This is a genomic window from Streptomyces sp. NPDC059398 (assembly GCF_042751845.1).
Classification (GTDB): Bacteria; Actinomycetota; Actinomycetes; order Streptomycetales; family Streptomycetaceae; genus Streptomyces.
On record NZ_JBHYWP010000054.1, the window covers coordinates 8,194 to 27,035 of the forward strand.

Annotated in this window: 16 protein-coding genes; 6 read left to right on the forward strand and 10 right to left on the reverse strand. The window is 70.0% G+C overall.

The window, feature by feature from the left end; genetic code table 11:
* Nucleotides 1-99: 99 nt before the first annotated feature.
* Nucleotides 100-2,460 carry a GH92 family glycosyl hydrolase gene (locus ACFXBC_RS19995; protein WP_385025741.1) on the reverse strand — a complete coding sequence of 787 codons (2,361 nt, stop codon included), beginning with the start codon at nt 2,458-2,460 and terminating at the stop codon, nt 100-102.
* Between the two features lie 201 nt (nt 2,461-2,661).
* Here ACFXBC_RS19995 and ACFXBC_RS20000 point away from each other — a divergent pair, with 201 nt between their 5' ends.
* Nucleotides 2,662-3,615, forward strand: a complete 954-nt coding sequence (locus ACFXBC_RS20000; protein ID WP_385025744.1) for a phosphotransferase family protein — start codon at nt 2,662-2,664, stop codon at nt 3,613-3,615.
* A gap of 65 nt (nt 3,616-3,680) precedes the next feature.
* Here the strand turns inward: ACFXBC_RS20000 and ACFXBC_RS20005 are convergent, their stop codons facing one another.
* Nucleotides 3,681-4,022: a nuclear transport factor 2 family protein gene (locus tag ACFXBC_RS20005; RefSeq protein WP_385025747.1), complete on the reverse strand. Its 342-nt coding sequence runs from the start codon at nt 4,020-4,022 to the stop codon at nt 3,681-3,683.
* 93 nt (nt 4,023-4,115) lie between these two features.
* Complete coding sequence (locus ACFXBC_RS20010) at nt 4,116-4,667, reverse strand: EF-hand domain-containing protein (protein WP_385025750.1); 552 nt, start codon at nt 4,665-4,667, stop codon at nt 4,116-4,118.
* 446 nt (nt 4,668-5,113) lie between these two features.
* Here ACFXBC_RS20010 and ACFXBC_RS20015 point away from each other — a divergent pair, with 446 nt between their 5' ends.
* Nucleotides 5,114-6,646, forward strand: coding sequence for an FAD-dependent monooxygenase (locus ACFXBC_RS20015; protein WP_385025753.1), 1,533 nt, complete (start codon nt 5,114-5,116; stop codon nt 6,644-6,646).
* Nucleotides 6,647-6,758: 112 nt separating this feature from the next.
* Here the strand turns inward: ACFXBC_RS20015 and ACFXBC_RS20020 are convergent, their stop codons facing one another.
* Nucleotides 6,759-7,334, reverse strand: a complete 576-nt coding sequence (locus tag ACFXBC_RS20020) for an antibiotic biosynthesis monooxygenase (protein WP_385025756.1) — start codon at nt 7,332-7,334, stop codon at nt 6,759-6,761.
* Between the two features lie 209 nt (nt 7,335-7,543).
* Here ACFXBC_RS20020 and ACFXBC_RS20025 point away from each other — a divergent pair, with 209 nt between their 5' ends.
* A complete protein-coding gene (locus tag ACFXBC_RS20025) occupies nt 7,544-8,452 on the forward strand; it encodes a hypothetical protein (RefSeq protein WP_385025759.1) in 909 nt (302 codons plus the stop codon).
* Nucleotides 8,449-9,201 (forward strand): hypothetical protein, encoded by a 753-nt coding sequence (locus ACFXBC_RS20030; protein WP_385025762.1) that lies wholly within the window; start codon nt 8,449-8,451, stop codon nt 9,199-9,201. Before ACFXBC_RS20025 ends, ACFXBC_RS20030 begins: the two co-directional genes overlap by 4 nt.
* Before the next feature lie 42 nt (nt 9,202-9,243).
* Here the strand turns inward: ACFXBC_RS20030 and ACFXBC_RS20035 are convergent, their stop codons facing one another.
* On the reverse strand, nt 9,244-9,765 hold the full coding sequence (locus ACFXBC_RS20035) for a GNAT family N-acetyltransferase (RefSeq protein WP_385025765.1): 522 nt from the start codon (nt 9,763-9,765) through the stop codon (nt 9,244-9,246).
* A 255-nt stretch (nt 9,766-10,020) separates the two neighbouring features.
* A complete protein-coding gene (locus tag ACFXBC_RS20040; protein ID WP_385025768.1) occupies nt 10,021-10,830 on the reverse strand; it encodes a helix-turn-helix domain-containing protein in 810 nt (269 codons plus the stop codon).
* 152 nt (nt 10,831-10,982) lie between these two features.
* Here ACFXBC_RS20040 and ACFXBC_RS20045 point away from each other — a divergent pair, with 152 nt between their 5' ends.
* Entirely contained in the window at nt 10,983-12,191 is a 1,209-nt protein-coding gene (locus ACFXBC_RS20045; protein ID WP_385025771.1) for an MFS transporter, read from the forward strand.
* A 358-nt stretch (nt 12,192-12,549) separates the two neighbouring features.
* On the opposite strand, the gene ACFXBC_RS20050 is transcribed toward ACFXBC_RS20045, so the two are convergent.
* Together ACFXBC_RS20050 and ACFXBC_RS20055 are read right to left on the reverse strand one after the other, a co-directional pair.
* A complete protein-coding gene (locus tag ACFXBC_RS20050) occupies nt 12,550-14,271 on the reverse strand; it encodes an amidohydrolase family protein (RefSeq protein WP_385025774.1) in 1,722 nt (573 codons plus the stop codon).
* Nucleotides 14,272-14,613: 342 nt separating this feature from the next.
* Nucleotides 14,614-15,111 carry an FBP domain-containing protein gene (locus ACFXBC_RS20055; protein WP_385025777.1) on the reverse strand — a complete coding sequence of 166 codons (498 nt, stop codon included), beginning with the start codon at nt 15,109-15,111 and terminating at the stop codon, nt 14,614-14,616.
* Between the two features lie 68 nt (nt 15,112-15,179).
* Between ACFXBC_RS20055 and ACFXBC_RS20060 the strand changes: the two genes are divergently transcribed.
* Nucleotides 15,180-15,749, forward strand: coding sequence for a TetR/AcrR family transcriptional regulator (locus ACFXBC_RS20060; protein ID WP_385025780.1), 570 nt, complete (start codon nt 15,180-15,182; stop codon nt 15,747-15,749).
* A gap of 186 nt (nt 15,750-15,935) precedes the next feature.
* Here the strand turns inward: ACFXBC_RS20060 and ACFXBC_RS20065 are convergent, their stop codons facing one another.
* Complete coding sequence (locus ACFXBC_RS20065) at nt 15,936-17,975, reverse strand: phosphocholine-specific phospholipase C (protein ID WP_385025783.1); 2,040 nt, start codon at nt 17,973-17,975, stop codon at nt 15,936-15,938.
* A gap of 274 nt (nt 17,976-18,249) precedes the next feature.
* On the reverse strand, nt 18,250-18,842 hold a 593-nt coding region (locus ACFXBC_RS20070; protein ID WP_385025786.1), incomplete at its 5' end, for a PP2C family protein-serine/threonine phosphatase.

The window sequence follows — 18,842 nt, forward strand, 5'->3', positions numbered from 1 at the left end:
GCGGGGGCCCCCCGCCCCCCCGTGCGGCGGGCGCCGGGGGTAAAACCGCGGGGGGGGGGCGCCCCCGCCCCGCCCCGCGGGGGCCCCCACCCCCGATCCTCAGGGCCGGGCCATGGCGGGCGGGGCCGCGTCGACTCCCCACCTCGTCGGCTTGTCGGAGAGCTTGATCCTGATCGTGCCGGAGCGGAGCAGGTTCTTGTGGGACAGCCAGCTCTGGCTCAGCTTGCCCTTGTTCGTGTGCACGGAGGACACGTACTGAAGCTGCGACGCGTTCGCGCCCGGGGCGTCGATTCTGATCGTGCGGCCGTGTTCGGGCCGGATCTCGACCTTCTCGAACATCGGCGCGGAGACGACGTAGGTGGCCGAGCCGGGCTGGGCCTCGAAGATGCCCGCCATGGCGAAGACCAGCAGCGAGGAAGTGGCGCCGAGGTCGTCATTGCCGGGCATCCCGTACACGTTGTCGGTGAAAAGGGTCCGCATCGCCCGCAGTACGGCGGAGGTCTTCCACGGCGCGCCCGTCCACGCGTACATCCACGGAGTGTGGAAGTCGGGCTCGTTGTTGGGGTTGAAGGCGAAGTTGTTGTGGTAGTCGTACGCCCCGGTCACCCAGGAGTCCGAAGCGGCTTTCGCCGGGTCGGTGAGTACGGTCGGCATGTCGAAGAACTTGTCGAGCCGCTGCTCGGCCTGCGAAGAGCCGCCCATGAGCCCGAAGAGCGTCTGCGGGTCCTGCTGGGCGAGCCATTCGTACTGCCACGCGGTGCCCTCGTGGAACGCCCCGGCCTGTGCGGGATCGGGGTCGCCCGCGACGGTGCCGTCCGCGTTCCTGGTGACCGGGAATCCGGAGAATCCCTGCGAAGTGACGCTGGGGTCCCAGAGCTTGGTGAAGTTGTCGCAGCGCCCGGCGAGCGTCGCGGCCTTGTCCTGGTAGCCGAGGCCGCCGGCCATCGTAGACAGCGCACAGTCGGCGAGCGCGTACTCCAGCGTGGCCGAACCCGACTGGCGGCTGTCACCGTATTTGTAACCCGGCAGATTCTGGTAGCCGACCCAGCCGTTCTTGACGTACGTGGGATTGCCGTCACGGCCGCGGAAGACCGACTGGTCCGCGGGGACCTCGTTGGCGTTCTTCCACAGCGCCCCGAAGAGCCGGCGGGCGGTGCGGTTGTCGAGCAGGCCCCGGTTGTAGATGTCGACGATCCATGGCGTGACGGGGTCACCGCTCATCACGTTCGTCTCGCTGTTGCCGAGCGCCCAGCGCGGCAGCCAGCCACCGTCCTGGTAGATGTGCAGCACGGACTTGGCCATGTCCGTGGCCTTGTCCGGGTTCAGCAGGGCCACCAGCTGGTTCTGGGAACGGTAGGTGTCCCAGAGCGAGAACATCTGGTAGTACGTGGAATCGGCACGGTGCACCCGGTCGTCGAAACCCCGGTAGCGGTTGTCCACATCGGACCCGATCGACGGGTGCAGCAGCGAGTGGTACAGCGCGCTGTAGTACGTGCGCTGGTCGGCGGTACTGCCGCCGGCGACCCGCATCCGGTCGAGTTCCTGCTGCCAGGTGCGGTGCGCGGCGGTGCGGGCCTTGTCGAACGACTTCGGCTGTTCCGCCTTGCGGTTGAGACGCGCCCCGTCGATCGACGTGTAGGACAGACCCACCGAGGTTCCGACCTGGTGGCCCTTGGCCGGGTCGAACGTCGCATAGGCTCCCGCGCGCTTGGTTCCGCGGGACGCGTCACGCCGGTTGGGGGTGATGGTGTTGTCGGTCCAGGTGCCGAAGCTTGCGAACTTCCGGTCGAACTTGGCGCTGAAGTAGATCCGGTAGCGCTCCTTGCCGGTCTCACCGCAGAAGTTGCCGCCCTGGAGCCAGCCTTCGACGGTGTCGTTGCCGACGACGTGGACGTCTCCGGCGTAGGTGCTGCCGTTGCTCTCACCGGTCTCGATGAGCACGTTCTCGGGCCCCGAACCTGCGGGGTACGTGTATCGGTGCTGGCCGGTCCGCTGCGTCGCGGAGAGTTCGGCCTTGATGCCGTTGTCGAACTTCACTCCGTAATAGCCGGGCGCCCGGGTCTCGTTGTCGTGGCTGAACTTCGCACCGTACTGCGCCGGATCGGACGATGTCACCGCGCCAATGGTCGGCATGAACCGGAAGTTGCCCATCGTCTGGCAGCCGACGCCGGAGAGGTGCGTGTGGCTGAAGCCGAGGATCTTGTCCTGTTTGTAGTCGTAGGACGCGTACTGGTTGAGCTGCGTGTCGGGGCTCAACTGGACCATGCCGAACGGAACGGCGGCGCCGGGGAACGTGGTCCCGTCGCCGTTGTTGCCGATCGACGTGTCGACCAGTGCGGTCGGATCATCGGCGAACTTCGGTCCCCGACCCTTGGCGTCTGCGACGCCCGGAGTGGTGGATGCCGCGGCCACTGTGGTGGCGAGCAGCAAGGCGGCGAACACGCGTTTCCACGCTCTCATGGCGATCCTTCCTGTGACAACGTTGTCAAGTTTGGGTGAACTTTGCCCTCCACGTACTTGCTCCGTCAATCCAGTTGACCGCACGAGTGCCGCGTGGATGCCGCATGGATGCGGTATGGGCGCCGTATGAGCCTCGTACGGGCCGATTTGCCCCGGGAGGACGCCGTGCGAGGTCCGTGCGGCGCCTGTTCTCATACACGGATGAAGAACACTCCGAACGCAGACGTCCCTCTGTCCGACCCTTGGCTTGGGCACTTCACGGAGCGCGGGTACACGAGTGTCCGCCGTATCGGTGCCGGTGTTGAGGGCGTCGTCTACCGGCTGGGCGAGGGCCGGGTCGCCAAGGTGTGGAGCGGTCGGCCGCCGGCCGATTTCGGCCTCACCCGCCAGGTGTACGCGGATATCGCTCGGCACGCGCTGCCGTTCTCCACCCCGGAGATCTTCGACGTTGAGGACCACGGGGGCGTTCTGATGACGTACGAGCGTGAACTGCCCGGAGCCCCGATGCGGGCCGACTCGGCTCACGGGGCGCCTGGGCGCGAGTTGCCCGCCCAGCACATCGATGTGCTCCTTGCCGTGCTGCGTGGCCTGGCCTCCGTGCCCGGCACCGACGCCATGCGCCAGTTGACTGTCCAGGGCGACGACCGCCCGCTGTGGCGGGACCACGACTGCTTCCGTAACGCGCTCGCGGCCCTGGTCGCCAGGGCCGTCTCCCGGCACGGTGGCGCCCTGGCCGCCCATGTCCCGTACTTCGACGCGGGAGTTGAGCACACGCAGAAGGCACTGCGCTCGCTTCCCGAACCACCGGTGACAGTGATCCATGGCGACCTCGTCCCGCCCAACATCCATATCGCCGTGACCGGCCGGCCTGTCGCGGTGCTCGACTTCGGCTTCTACTCGACCGCAGGCGACCCGGCCTTCGAGGCCGCCGTCACCGCTGCCATCTGGGACATGTACGGGCCGCACGCCGAAGAGCACACCACGGAACTCACCAGGCTCTTCGCCCACGAGCTCGGGTACCCGCCGGCGGCCCTCGCCGCCTATCAGGCCGCCTACGCACTGACCACCTACGACCTCTTCGGCCTGGACGACCGTGACGGGCACTTCCGGTGGTGCGCAGAGCAGCTGCGCCGCAACGCTGTGTTCAACGCCTGAAGCGGCCCTCCGTCGCAACTACTTGCTGAGGTGAGCGACGTCTTCGCGATCGGCCAGGTGGTCCTTCACTGACTCTTCGCTTCGAATGCCTGGGCGACGGCCAGGCTGTCCTCGTAGACATGATGCCGGGTCACGAGGCCGTCCACGACGGTGAGATGCAGCGCGAACCGCGCCTGGTAGGCACGTCCGGTGGGCCGGGCGGTCTGCGCGGAGAGATCACCAACCCTGTCAGTACGGGCACGCCGAGGCGATTGCCTCCGAAGTAAGCCGAGCGTACGGAGCCGTTGCGCACCTGATCGGATCTTCGTGCCCTTGCCCATACCCGTGCCCGTGCCCGGTCGGTCGGGCCTCGTCTGCGTGCGCGCGGCCACCACGGCCACCGCCTTGGTCACGGTGGCCGCGCGCATGTCGCCGGACCGGACATGCCCAGTCCCGACGTAGGACGTCAGGGGTCATCGAGCGTGTTCGCGCCCGGACCGTTGGTCAGATGCGGACGGAGATCAGACGTGTCCGAAGAACAGGCTGCCCGGTGCGTCAGGATCGTTCGAGAGGAAGTGTTCGCGGATGGCGCGGATGAATTCCTGGCGCGAGATCGCGCCGTCGCCATCGGTGTCCAGCTGCATGAAGGAGTCCATCGCGTCGGGGGCTTCGATCCTCCATACGTCCCTCAGCGCGCGGGCGAACTCGTCCCTGCTGATCTCGTTGTCACCGTTGACGTCGATGACATCGAAGATCGCGTGGCCGGCGCCCTCGGTCACGTTGAGCCGGCTGGTGTCGACGGCCGCGAGACGGTTGGCCCGGACGAACGCTTCCTTCGTGAGCCGGTCCCCGTCGGCGTCCGCGTGGCGTAGCAGTTCCAGCCAGTAGATCTGGGAGAAGGACCGGAGCGCCCTGGCCCGGCGGTCGTCCTTGTCGAGCCGGTACGCCTCGATGTAGCGGTCGGCGAGCTTCTGGTAGTCCGTCCAGTCCAGGTAGCCGTTGTGGTCGGCGTCCATGGTGTCGAACGCCCGCTCGTACTTGGCTGCGATGACGTCCTGCGCTGTTGTGGTCATGGGCCGAACCCTTCTGTGTTCCAGTGTTCCGACTTCCTCAGGATCGGGTCCGGTTGTCCCGAGAAGTACCGGAACCACGTTCATGCCACCCGATGTGGTGATCAGGGCCCGACGCCGCGATGTGAGCTGCGGTCAGGGACGGCTCCCGTGCTCGGCGCCCCCTCGCCCCCGGACTGGCCGGTCCGATGAACCTGATAACGTCGCTGTGCCTTTTTAGCGGTGCCCTTTTGGCCGTGCCTTTTTACTGTCCTTCTTTGCCGTGCCTTTTTCGCTGTGTGTTCTACCTGCGTGTTCTACCTGCGTGTTCTACCTGCGTGTTCTACCTGCGTGTTCTACGGGGCCGTACGCGCCTCCCAGTACCGTTCGCCCGCCCTTCTTTACCCTGCCCCGCCCAGCGGCCCGTGTACGGCCGGACGGCTGGGGCGGGGCAGTGAGCCAGGAGCGCCATGATGGATTTTGATACCGATGTCCTGATGGTCGGAGCCGGACCGGTGGGCACCTGGCTGGCCGCGGAGCTGGCCGCCACCGGGGTCGGCGTCCGGCTGCTTGAGGCCCGTACAGAGCGCTCGGCTTGGTCCCGCGGCTTCACCGTCCAGCCGCGCACCCTCGAACTCTTCGACACCCGCGGGCTTGCCGGACCGCTGATCGCGGCGGGGCAGAACGTCGGCTCCTGGCACTTCGCGCTGGGACAGACCCGGCTCGACTTCACCGGACTGCCCACCCGGTTCCCCTCCGTACTGCTCAACCCGCAGGTGGCGACGGAGGAGTTGATGGAACGCCGGCTGGTGGGGCTCGGCGGCGAGGTCACCCGCGGCTGCCGGGTCACCGGCCTGCGGCAGTACCCCGACCATGTGGTCGTGGAGACCGACTCCCCTGCTGGGACGGGGCAGTTGACCGCACGTTACGTGGTGGGGTGCGACGGCGCGCACAGCACCGTACGCACCGCTGCCGGGATCCCCTTCGCCGGGACCGAGACCGTCACCACGACCCTCAGCGGCGATGTGGTCCTCGATGCGCCGCCGCCGAGCGGCGCGCCGATCCTCTCCTGCGAGGCAGGAGTCCTGCTGACCATCCCGCAGCCGGGAGGACGCCACGTCGTCGCCGTGATCGACCACGCGACCATGCATGAGACACCGCCCGTCCCGGTGCCCTTCGGCCGTCTGCGGGCCGCCGTGGAGCGGGTGGCCGGCACCGACCTCGGCATGCGCGACCCCCGCCGGGTCGCCACGGTGGGGGACGCGGGCAAGCTCGCCGACACCTACCGTGAGGGGCGGGTGCTGCTGGCCGGGGACGCCGCCCATATGCACTACCCGATGGGCGGTCAGGGGCTCAACCTCGGTGTGCAGGACGCCCACAACGTGGCCTGGCGGCTGACCGCCGTTCTGTGCGCGGGGGCAGCCACCCGGGTGCTCGACGACTACACGGGGGAACGCCGTCCGGTGGCTGCGGCCGTTCTCGCCGACGTACGGGCGCAAGTCGCCCTGGTGACGGCCACCGGCCTGGACGGATTCACCCTGCGCCGCCGCTTCGACGCCCTGCTGACGGAATATCCGGCGCTCAACCACGACCTCGCCGCCCGGCTGTCCCAACTCGACGTCCGTTACGGGGCGCTCGACGGCCCGGACGGCAACGACCCGCGCCTCGGCGCCCGCGCTCCCGACCTGGCCTTCGCGGCGGCGCCGGACGGTACCGGCCCTGAGCGGTTGTTCGAAACCGCGCGTCCCGGACGGTTCACCCTGCTCGACCTCACCGGTGGCCGCCTCCACGCCGACCGGGCGGTCGCGGGCGCCGGTCTGGAGGGGCTGGTCGACACGGTCGCCGCCACCCCCGACCCCGGCGCGCACCCACCCATGGACCCGGAACTGGCCATGTCCTGGTCGACGGCCCCGGCCGCGCTGATCAGGCCGGACGGCCACACGCTCTGGATCGGCGACGACCCGGGCCAGGCGGTGGACGCCCTGGGGTCCCTCCTGTTCTGACCGTTCCAGCTGTTCTGAACAGCGGCATGGGGCGATGGCGGCCGGGCCGGGAGCCCTCACGCGGCCGCCCACGCGCCGTTGTCGGCCGGGCGCTTCACGCGCTTCGCGAGCCTCACGAGTCGGCATCGACGAACGAGCCATGGAGCGTGTACCGCTTGGCGCCGGGGCACTGGGCAGCGGCTGTGCCGGAGGAGGCGGCGTCGGTCCACTCCGCGACGACGATGGCGCGTGCACCGTCCGGTGTGAGATGGACGTGCGCCGCGAGCAGGCCGGGCGCGGGCCGGAGCATGCCTTCCACGGCGCCCGCCGCCATCGCGCTCACCACCAGGACGCCGGACGGTGACTCCGCGTCATGAACGACGCTGCGCCGCAGGCGGGTCCGGTTCAGTCCGGGGCGCTCGATCCCGGGTACGAGTGTGTCGACACGGCTGACGGTCGCAGCCCGGTGGGCGCGGGCCCATGCCAGGTGCTCCTCATCGCCGGTCCACTGCGCGTAGAAGAGGAGGCCGGCGCCGTCGGCGGAGAGCAGGATGTGCTGGGCCAGACGGCCGGGCGGTTTCTCGGCCGCCGCCCATTCGGCCATCACGGCGTCGGCGGCCGTACGGGAGCGCTCGGGGGTACCGGTGATCCACTCGCTCAGCAGAGCGGTGCCGGCGGCAGGGTGCACGAGGTCCAGGAAGCGTGTCATGGGCACCGACCCTGGTTCATCAACCGCGCTTGAGGTCAAGACCCGTACGTCTGGCCCGGGGCGCGTGGTCAGGAGTGGACACGGGCCGCCCCCCGGGTGCCGTGCTCGCGGGCCGGGCGGCCGCTGGTGGCCGCAGGTGGTCGATGATGACTGCGGGTTGGCCGCAGGTGGCCGCTGCGGGTGTGTGCCGCCTGTGCTGTACTGGTCCGGTGGAGCGCAAGCACGCACTGCCATCGGTCCCGGGCGTGGGGCGGCCCCGCCGGGCGGCCTCGGGAGTGCGCGCCCAGCGGGCCGACGAGGCGCGCACCCGGATGCGGCTCATGATCGAGATCACCGCGCGGGCGGGCGCGTACCGGAAAGGCCTGATCGCGGCGACGGAACGCCTCAGCCCGGAGGAGGCGGCCATCCTCTCCGATCTGGAGCGGCACGGGCTGCAGGTGCCGCAGCTGCACGATGTGCTGTGCGGCGGACATGTGCTGGTGGACGATCCGGAGTTGTACGAGGCCTGGCGGTTCGACAAGGTCAGCCATACGCGTCTGTCCAGCCACCACCGGGACATCGACAAGAGCGTCTACCCCGATATCGGGATGCGCGGCCAGGTGGTGCGCGAGAAGCTGCACGGGCGCACCGCCCAGGGCACCTGGGTCCAGCTGGAGAAGACCCCCGCCGCCTTCGGCGGGCGCAGACTGCCGAGCGTGAGCGATCTGCGCCATCTCATGGACTACGTGGTGTACCGGTTCACCCGCAGCAATGTCGGGCCGTGGGGGCTGTCCCGGATGACGGAGCGGCGCCCGATGTACCTGTCGCCGGTCCTGACCGTACCCACGTCCCTGACGCCTCCGGTCGCACGGCTGCTGACCCGGACGCTGCGCCGGATCGAGGAGTCCGACGACGTCACCGCCGTCTCGCAGGATCTGGCGGCCCGGTTCCGCCCCCCGGAGCGGGTGGACCCGACCACGGAGCTGGGCCGCTCTCTGCCCGGCAGAGCGGGACGCGGGCTGTTCGGCAGCTCCGAGGTGTGGGTCACCGAGACGCCGTCGGCGAGCGCCGCCGCAGTCCTGCGAGCGAGTCGTGAGGCGCCTGCGGGGACCTGGTGGAAGGCGGAGAGGCCGAGATGAGCGACGACCGACACGATGCTGCCGCTGAGACGCCATCGGACGCGGCGTCCGTCCCCACCGGGCTGGTCTCGGCCGTGGTGAACCTGGTGAACACCGGTCCGGTGCTCCTCGGCGCGTACACCATCGCCGAACTCACCGCCGTGGACGCGATCGTGGACTTCCTGGAGGCCCGCCCGTCCGACGAGGTGCTCGCCGAGGCCGTACGGTCGCTGGCCGCACGCCAGTTGCTCCTGGCGGGCTCCACGGGGGAGCAGGTCCGGGTGCAGGGGGACCTGGGGATCGCCGTGGCGTTCCAGCAGCGGGCCCGCAAGGTGCTCGATGCCCGTACGACGGGGTCGGAGCCCGGGGAGCCGTGGCGCATCCTGGTACTTCCCCAGCCCGAGCGGATCTGCCTCATGGTCCGTATCGATGCGCTCGGGGTGCACCAGATCGGCCTGTACAAGCTCGACGAAGCGTTGCGGATGCTCACCGACTGGCTGCCGCGAGGTGCGTCGGCGGATCCCGATCCGGCACTGGACACGGAGGCGGTGCTCACCGCGTCGGAGCGTTCCGCGCTGATCACCGTCACCGAGTACACCGCGCAGGGGTCTGCCGAGATCGCCGGGACCAGCAGCGATCTGATCCTCGCCCGCGCCGACGACCGGCTGTACGCCCTGACCCGGGACCCCGACGACCGGGACGGGCTGATGCCGGACATGGCGGCCGTGAAGGACGGGGTCCGTGACCGGCTGGCCGACCTGCTGCGGTAGCGACTCCCGGCATCGGCCATAGGCCGGGAGTCGCCACGGCTGTCAGAGGGCGCGGCGCATGCACAGCCGTGGCCACCGGTCGAGGCCGTGCGCGGCCTCCCGGGCACGTACGGCCCGCAGGCCGGTGCCGAGGTGGTGCTCGTCGAGGGGCTGGAAGCCGCAGCGTGCGTAGTACGGCGCGTTCCACGGCACGTCGGCGAAGGTGGTGAGCGTCAGGGCGCGGTTCCCGTCGGCCGCGGCCCGTTCGGCCACATGGTCCAGCAGCGCGCGTCCGATGCCACGGCGTGCACTGTCCGGGTGCACCGAGACCTGCTCGATGTGCATGTTGCCGTCGACATGGTCCGCGATGAGGTACGCCACCGGGGCATCCGACCCGTCGACCGCGACCCATGCGAGTCCGGCCCGCTGGTAGCGGGCCAGTTCGTCCAGCGGCGGCGGTTCGTCGTCAGCGATCTCCGGCATACCGATGCCGCGGAAGCACTGTCCTGCCGCCCTCTCGATGTCCTGGAGGGCCGGCAGGTCCTCGGTGCGGGCTGCTCGGATGGAGGTTGCTGGGACAGACATGGGTCCATTGTCCCCAGCGGCCCTGTCCCGGTTCGTCCGCCCCCTCCCCCGCTGTCTCGCAGTCCGCCGGACTCACCCTGCCCTGGAGTTCCGGCTCGTCGAAGGACACGTCGACCACATCAAGATGCTCAAGCGCCAGATGCTCGCCTCCTGACTGCTGGTCCCCATAGTCGATTGGGCCCGTGAGCGGCCTCCCGGGCGCGGTCGGGCCGCCGCACTGCGTACCTGAAATCCTGAGCGGAAGCGGCGCCCCGCTCATTCAGTGAGCGTTCCCAGCGCCTCCTCAGTGGCCCGGTCGTCGGGAATGTAGGCCAGGAGATAGTGGCCGGGTTCGTCCACGGCGGCGAGCTTGGTGTAGCGAAGGTGGAGATCGCCGACCACGGGGTGCTGGAAGTGGCGTACGGCGGGGTGAAAGGACGAGGTCTCCCGGTGGCGGTACCACCGGGCCGCGTCCGGGTCTGCAAGAAGCTCTTCGGTGACCTCGGCGTACCGGTCGTCTTCCGGGTGTCGGGCCGCCTTCGCCCGGAACTGGCCGAGCAGGCTCCGCGCCTCGGGCTCCCAACTGGCCAGCAGCGTACGGGACGGTGGCCAGCGGAACACCAGCCACAGCAGGTTGCGTTGCTTGGGCGCGAGGCGGGCGAGGTCGGTGAGCAGCGCCGTATATCCCGTGTTCCAGGCCAGCAGGTCCCAGTGCGGGTCGAGCACCACGGCCGGGTTCGGCGTGAGGGTCTCCACCAGCGACAGCAGATTCCGCGATACCCATCCCGGCGGCTGCTCGGGGGGCACCGCGTGCTCGCTGAACGACAGTACATGCGCCGTTTCGTCTGTGTTCAACCGCAGAGCTCGTGCGACGGACCGCAACACCTGCTCCGACGTACGGACCCGTCCCTGTTCAAGCCACGCGTACCAAGAGCTGCTGACGCCGGCCAGCTCGGCAACCTCTTCGCGTCGCAGCCCCGGGGTGCGCCGGCGGGTCGAGCCGGGCAGCCCTGCAGCAGAGGGCGTCAACCGCTCACGTCGGGAGCGCAGAAACGCGCCGAGCTCCTTGCGCGGACCGTCGTTCATACCCGCCCCTTCCTCCCAGGGCGTCCTTCTGGTGCCTCGTACCGTGCCCAGGGTGTGAGCAAGAGTAATCGGCTACAGAGTCCCAACGGCCCACCGCCCTGATGGGCTTGACCCACTACGGGAGGACCAGCAGTCACAGCACAAGGAGCCCCATGGACACCGCCGACCCGCCCCCCACCACGTCAGCACCCCCTCCAGACACCACCGAGCCGGCTGCCCCCATCGCTGCCACCTCACTGCGCCTGCTGCGCGCCGCCGGTTTCGTCAGCAATTTCGACCGCTTCTGCATCACCCCGATGCTGATACTCATCGGCGTCCAGCTCGGCGCGCCGCTGCACACGATGATGCTCGCCGCCAGCGGCTACTTCCTCGCGTACGGCCTGACGCAGCCGGTCTGGGGCCTGGCGAGTGACCGCATCGGTCGAGTACGGGTCATGCGGATCTCACTGGCCGGGGCCGCTATCGCCGCAATCTGCTCAGCAATCGCACCCGGCGTGACGATGCTGATCGTGGCTCGCGTCGCGGCCGGCGCATTCTTCGCCGCATCCATCGCCGCCTCCCTCACCTATGTCGGGGACACGGTGCCCGCCGCTGTCCGCCAGCGCCCTCTCAGCGAGCTGATGACCGCATTCGCGCTGGGCACCGCCGTAGCCACCGTCGTCGCTGGTTCGCTGGCGCACTACGTCAGCTGGCGGCTGGTCTTCGCGCTGCCCGGCGTGATCGCCGCCTGTCTGGTCGTCGCCCTGCGACGACTGCCGGAGCCGTCTCGCGCAGAGTCCGGTGCGCTGCTCGCCCCGTGCAAGGTCGTCCTGAGCTCCCGCTGGCAGTGGTACGTCATGGCGGTCGCCATGCTCGAAGGCGCCGTACTCCTGGGCTTCTTGACGTACATTGCACCGGCTCTCGAAGCCCAGGGCGCCTCGGCGACGGTGGCCGGTGCGGTCTCCGCGCTGTACGGGGTGGGCTCAATGACAGCGGCGCAGATAGTCAAGCGGCTGGTCGGACGCTGGACGCCAGTGCGATTGATCGTGACCGGCGGGGCGCAAACGGCGGTGGCCTTCAGCTTCGCCGCAGCCAGCCGGTCTGTCCCGGCACTGGTGGGATGCGCCCTGCTCCTCGGCTGCGGCTGGTCGTTCATGCACTCCACGATTCAGTCCTGGGCCACCGCCCTGTCCCCGACGGCCCGTGCCACCGGTGTCGCCATGTTCGGTCTGGCCCTTTACACCGGCAGTGCTCTGGCCAGCTCCTTCGCCGCTGGTCCTGCCGAGCACCATGCCTACCGGGGCATCTTCCTGACCGCTGTCCTTCTCACCGTCCCGCTGACTGCCGCTGCCGCAGTGGGGCGCGCCCGCTACCGGACCTGAACCGCCGATCACGCATTCCGGCAGCCTCCGCTACGGAGCCGAAGACCCCGCCCAGGCCTGCTAGGGGAACCCTGCTGCCCCACGGATCGACGGTCAGCGCGGCTTTGCCCTTCCCTCCCCCCGGCATCAAGGCCGAATGGGCTGCCCCAGCACATCGAGCAGCCGAAGGCGGACCGCAGGGAGAGCACGTGGAACTGACAGAGCGCGAGCTGACCAACCTGTGGGAAGGCGTTCTGATTACTCCCGCGGCCGGGGCTGACGTCGGCGTTCTGGGCCCGGCGGGCTCCAGCGGACGGATCGATCGTGAGCGAGCGCGCCTCCTTGCCGAGCAGGGCGTACTCAGTGTGACGGCCAGGTGCTAGGTAGGTTCGACGCGCTGCAGCTTGGCGCGGCGCACCACCCGGGGGCCCACCTCGGCGGCCCGTGCCACCAGGGCGCGGCCGTCCCAGTCCGGGGGCCAGCCCTCCCACAGCCGCAGTCGGCCGTCCACCACGACGGCGGTGATCTGGTCCCGGTTGGAGAGGCGTACCAGCTCCCAGCGGAGGTCGGAGGACGGGGTGAGCTCCGGTACGTTCACATCGACGACCAGGAAGTCGGCCGCCTTGCCGACGGCGATCTCGCCGGTCACATGTCCGAGCCCGACGGCGTCGGCGCTCAGCCGTGTGGCGTGGTCGAGCCACAGCCGTCCGGCGCCGCACGAGGAGTCCCCCGTCGCCAGGCCGGAGGTCAGACGCTGCGCGGACTCCGCCGCGTCGACCAGCCGGAACCCGTCGCCACGGGTGCCGTCGGTCCCCGTACCGAACCGCACGCCCGTCGCGGCCATCATGGTGGCCTGCGCGACGGCGTTGCCCTTCCAGGCGCTGGCCACCGGGTTGTAGCTGACGGCCGCTCCGGAGTCCGCGAGCTGACGCATCTCGGTGGGGGTGGTGAGGGTGGCGTGCGCGCCGAGCAGGTGCGGGCCGAGTGCGCCGATGTGGTGCAGATAGTCGATGGGGCGGCGGCCCACGCTCTTCAACGAGCGTTCCACAGAGGCGAGATGTTCGTTCACATGGATCTGGAGCACCACGCCGGCCTCCGCGCACAGGTCCGCGGTCTTCTTGATGACCGCGGCGGTCGCGTCCTCCGGGACGGCGATGGCGAGGGAGGGGTGGATCAGCGGGTGACCGCCCCACCGCGCGAGGTGTGCGGGGCCGCCCTTGCCGTCGGAGACGATCTTGGAGAGCACACAGCGGATCCCGGCCTCGTCGGTGCCCTTGGCCAGCGCCGCCACATCGACCGGGGCGCGGGTCCCCGCGTCGGCGACGGTGGTGAAGCCTCCCCGCAGCGCCTCCAGCGCGGCCAGTTTCGCGGAGAGGTAGGCGCTCTCCTCGTCCAGCGCGTGTTCCAGCGGTTCCCAGATCGTCTTGAAGATCTCCGAAGGCTGTCCGAACGACTTGGCCTTGCCGAAGCTCTGGGTCAGATGGTGGTGGGCGTCGATGAACCCCGGCATGAGCAAGTGCCCGTCCAGCCGGACCGGGTGCAGGTCGTGGTGGGCAGCGATGAGGCGCTCGGCCGGACCGATGTCGCGGAATTTCCCGGACTCGACGAGCACGGCCTGCCCCCGCGCCGGCCCGTCCGCGAGGAGGAGCAGTTCGGGTACGAGCAGCATGCGACGGCCCGTCAGCCGGTCCGGCCGCAGCTTGTCCGCATCGCCCGCCCGGGACGCCGTCGCGGGCGCCGCGTGGGGCGTGCCCCCGGCGGCAGTGTCCGGGGAAGGCCCGGCCGCGGCGCTCGGTGTGGCCGCCATGGAGGCTCCGATGAGCCCTCCCGCACCGGTGAGTCCGACCCCGGCGAGGAACCCGCGGCGTCCGACACCTTCCTTGCCGCCGCGCGGTCCGGCACCGTCCTGGCCGCCGCACGGTCCGGCACCGTCCTGGCCGCCGCGCGATCCGGCACCGCCCCTGCCGCCGCGCGGTCCGGCACCGTCCTGGCCGCCGTCCCGCTCCGCGGCAGACCCCTGGTCCTGCGGCTGTCCGCCCGATGGTTCCTGTACTGGGTTGCGCCGGTCCCTGTCGGAAGGGTCCAGTTGCCCGTCGTTCACCAACCCGCTCGCCTGCTTTCCGTTCCGTTCCCAGCTGACCGTTGGCCCAGAGGCGTCCGCACGGGGAGCAGCGGGTGTGCCGCGCACGTGACGGAGCCGGAATTCACCGGCGTACGAGGTCGGTCGACCGCGCCGGGTGGCCCGACCCTAGAACCCTGTCGAGAAGCGGAACAAGCCTTCCGACATACGGGATTTGGCCGCTCGGAGCGGTGGCGGCGGAACTGATCGGCCACTCGGCCGACCCCCTGGCCAGAGGCCCGCAGGAGGAGCCTCCGGTGGCGTAACTTCACGGAAACATGGACCCGACGGGCGCACGGGGCCCACAAAGGCCCTCCGCACCGGCTACGCGATCACCCGCTCGATGAAAGCCATCACGTTGTTCCGGGTCCGGACGGTCTTCTCCTCCACGGACAGGGTCTCCTCGGACCTCCACCCGGCGCCCGCCTGCTTCTTGCCCCGGATGTAGAGCGAGCAGGCCAGATCGGCACAGAGGTACTGGCCGAGGGTGTTTCCCTGGCGGCCCGCCTCGCCGGGGCGGCGCGCGGTCATCAGGGCCACACCGCCGCTGACGTGGGTCGTGACGCACAGCGAGCACATACTGCGGGAGGTGAAGCCCCGCCTGGTCCCGGCCGGGGCGCGCAGCACGAGGCCCAGCAGGCGGTCGCCGTCGTCCGCGACGAGATAGGCGCGGTCGGGGGCTCCGGGATCACGCCAGCCGAGGAAGTCGAGGTCGCTCCACGGTAGCTCCTCCAGGTCCCTGGGGACGTTCAGACGCTTGGCCTCACCCTTGGAGCAGTTGAGGAACGAGTCACGGATTTCGGTCTCACTGAGGTGTCTCACATCAGTCGACGCTAGCTGGCCTAATATGTTTAGGCAAACCCTTTATTCCATTAGCCTGTGGAGGACGCGTGGCACGACCCGGCATCACCCCCGAACGTCTGACCAGGGCCGCGGCGGAGCTGGCGGACGAGATCGGCTTCGACAATCTGACGCTCTCCGCGGTCGCCCGCAGGCTCGGCGTCAAGGATCCGAGCCTGTACGCGCATATCCGCAACGCGCGTGAGGTGAAGATGCGGGTGGCGCTGCTGGCACTGGAGGAACTGGCCGACGCGGCGAGCGCCGCGCTCGCCGGGCGTGCGGGAAAGGACGCGCTGGTGGCGTTCGCCAACGCTTATCGCGACTACGCCAAGGCACATCCCGGCCGGTACACGGCGGCCCAGTTCGAGCTGGACAGGGAGGAAGCCCTCAACAGCGCGGCGCCCCGGCAGTCGCAGATGACCCGGGCGCTCCTGCGCGACTACCACCTGCCGGAACCCGACGAGACCGACGCGGTGCGCTTCCTGCACAGCACGTTCCACGGATATGTGAGCCTGGAGCGGGTGGGCGGCTTCAGCCACACCCCGCGCGGCGCGAACGCCTCCTGGGCGTACGCCCTGGACATGGTCGACTTCGCGCTGCGCAACCGGCCGCCGTCCTGAGCGGCCCGTGCGGTCCGCCACCGCCCCCGGACCGGCCCGTGCCCGCGTCGGCGACCGGCCCGTGCCCGCGTCGGCCGGACCGGCGGCGCACCTCGACCGGCCCGTGCCATGCCCGCGGCGACCGGACCGGCGACTGCTCACGGACGGCCCGTGGCCACAGCGCCGTCCGTGAGCCTCCGTACCCGGTCAGCCGCTGACGCTCGGCGCCCCGGTCTCGATATGGCCGGTGTACCGGCGGGACCAGGTGCTGTCGCAGTCGGCCGTGACGGTGAAGTCGTACCAGCCGTGCGCGAGGGTCACCGCGTTGAAGTAGTCCTCGGCGGTGGAGCCCGCCGCGACCTTGTACGTCCAGGGTCCGTCCGTACGGTAGTTGGCGGCCTTGACGGTGAACGTGACCGCCGACGAGGAGGTGTTGGTGAAGGTGAACCAGATGGCCTGCTTGCCGGTGTTGGGCGCCGTCGCGTACCGGGCGGCCACCTCCACGGCCTTTCCGGCCTTCGACGCGTCGCCGGCGAACCGGCGCTGGAAACGGTTGGGCCCCATCAGCGTGATGTCGTACTTCCCCGATCCGTACCCGGCGCCGATGTTGAAGAAGTCGGTCGCGGTGCCGCCCGCGTCGACGGTGTACTGCCAGGGCTCCGTCGACCGGTAGGCGTTGGGGTGGATGGAGAAGTGCGCGGCGCTCGTGGCCTGGGAGCCCTGGTTGGACATGCCGAACCAGGCGAGGATCTTTCCGGCCGAACCGAACTCAAGGCGGTCCAGATTGGCGTTCGGCTGGTACGGAAGCGCGCGGGCCGGGCGGGTGCCGCTCTCCTGGGCGGGCAGGGCGTTGGTCTGCGGAGCCGGGTTCGGCAGTGAGGTACAGCTGTCGATCCCGATCACCTTGGCGGTGGACGGCAGGCCGGACGGCACCCCGTACACCGGTGCGGTGAAGTCGAAGACACCCGTGAGGTCGCCGGTGACCCGGCGCCGCCAGGCGCTGATGTTCGGACAGGTGGCCGGTTTGCCGAGCGCCGTGGTCCAGGTCTCCAGGAACCGGAGCACCGAGGTGTGGTCGAAGACCTCCGACGACACCCAGCCGCCCCGGGTCCAGGGCGACATCACGACCATCGGCACCCGGAAGCCCAGGCCGAACGGGACACCGTTCAGAAACTCGCCCGGCTCGTCGGCGGGCGGTGACGGCGGGGGTACGTGGTCGAAGAAGCCGTCGTTCTCGTCGTAGTTGAGAAAGAGGACCGTCGAGTCGAACACGTCCTGGTCGGCGGCGAGTGCCCGGTAGACCAGGTTGACGAAGTGCGCGCCGTCGCCCGGCGGGGCGTACGGGTGCTCGGAGAACCCCTGGTTGGGGACCACCCACGACACCTGCGGAAGAGTGCCCGCCAGCACGTCGGCCTTGATGGCAGCGGCGATGTCGTCGGGGGTGGAGCCGGTGGTGGCGGGTACGGAGCCCATGCCCCGGTCGTGGAGCGGGTCGCCCGGCGCGGCGTCGGTGAACTTGGTGAAGTACGCGAGGCCGTTGTCGCCGAAGTTGTCGTCGGCGTTCTGGTAGAGCTTCCAGCTGACCCCGGCGCGCTGCAGCGCCTCGGCGTACGTCTCCCAGGTCAGCCCGGACTCGTCGCCGCCGTCCTTGCTCGACGCGTCGACCTTGCCGCTCCAGAGGTACGTCCGGTTGGGGCCGGTGGCGCTGAGGGTGGATGAGAAGTACCCGTCGCAGACGGTGTAGTTGTCGGCCAGCGCATAGTGGAAGGGCATGTCGTCGCGGTCGAGGTAGCCCAGCGTACGGACGTTGCCGACCCCCGAGACCCAGTTGTCGAGGCGGCCCTTGTTCCAGGCGGAGTGCTGCGAGGACCAGCTGTGCGGCAGGTCGCCGTTGCACTGGGCGAGCGTCTCGCTGTCGACCCCGCCTGCCGCCGGGGTGGCACTGAGCTTCCACGGGTACTGGCGCCCGGCGCCGTTCGGCTGGTTGAACACGGACTGTCCGCCGGACAGTGATATCCCGCTGCGGTCGCCGAAACCCCGGACCCCCTTGAGCCGCCCGAAGTAGTGGTCGAAGCTGCGGTTCTCCTGCATCAGGATCACCACGTGCTTGACGTCCCTGAGCGTTCCGGTCGCACCGGCCGCCCGGTTCGCGGCCTCGGCACGCTCCCCCGCGCCCATCGGAACAACAGCGCCGGCAACCGCCCCCGCGCCGAGCGCCACGAACCCTCTTCGACTGATCGGTGTCATTCGCCTGCCCTCACCCTAGGAATGAGTTGCGCATACGTGATGGTGATTGCGCTACATCGCGCACAAGAGTGCAGGACTCCCGAGCCTCGCAGCTAGCCCCATGGCACCAGCACTCTGTGAAGATCCGCAGAACACCGGAGTCCACGCCGGGGGCGCGGGCATGAACCGGCCGGCCGTGGCGCAGTACGGCCGGCCGGTCCCGGATCTCTCTCGTCCCCAACGGGCTTGACTGGGGATCAGCTACGGGCCGACGCGGCGGCAGCCGTCCGCCGCCCTACGGGCGCTGCTCCGGCTCCAGGACGTCGGCGACCACACAGCTGACGTTGTCGGGGCCACCGGACCCGTTGGCCAGTGCGACGAGTGCACGTACGGCCGCGTCCGGATCAGCCGTGTCCTCGATCACCCGTCGGATGTCCTCGGCCGGCACCACAGCGGAGAGGCCGTCGGAGCAGAGCAGGTAGCGGTCTCCGGCGCGGGCGTCGTGCAGGCGCAGCTCCGCGACGGCGTCCCCCTCCCCCGCCAGCGCCCTGACCAGCAGGGATCGTTGGGGGTGCGAGACGGCCTCGTCCGGGGTGATGCGGCCCTCGTCGAGCATCGACTGGACCAGGGTGTGGTCGTGGGTGATCTGGAAGAACTCACCCCCGCGCAGCAGATAGGCACGTGAGTCGCCGATGTGGACCAGGGCCAGTTGCGATCCGGTCCGGAGCATCGCGGTGAGCGTGGTTCCCACACTCTGCGGGGACGGGTCGGGGGGGGGGGGGGGGCCGCCCCCCCCCCGCGCCCCCGCCAACGCGGCCACCACGAGCGGGTTGTTACAGCCCCCCCCGCCGCCGGCGGGGGCCCGGCCCCGGCGGAGAGCGCGGCGCG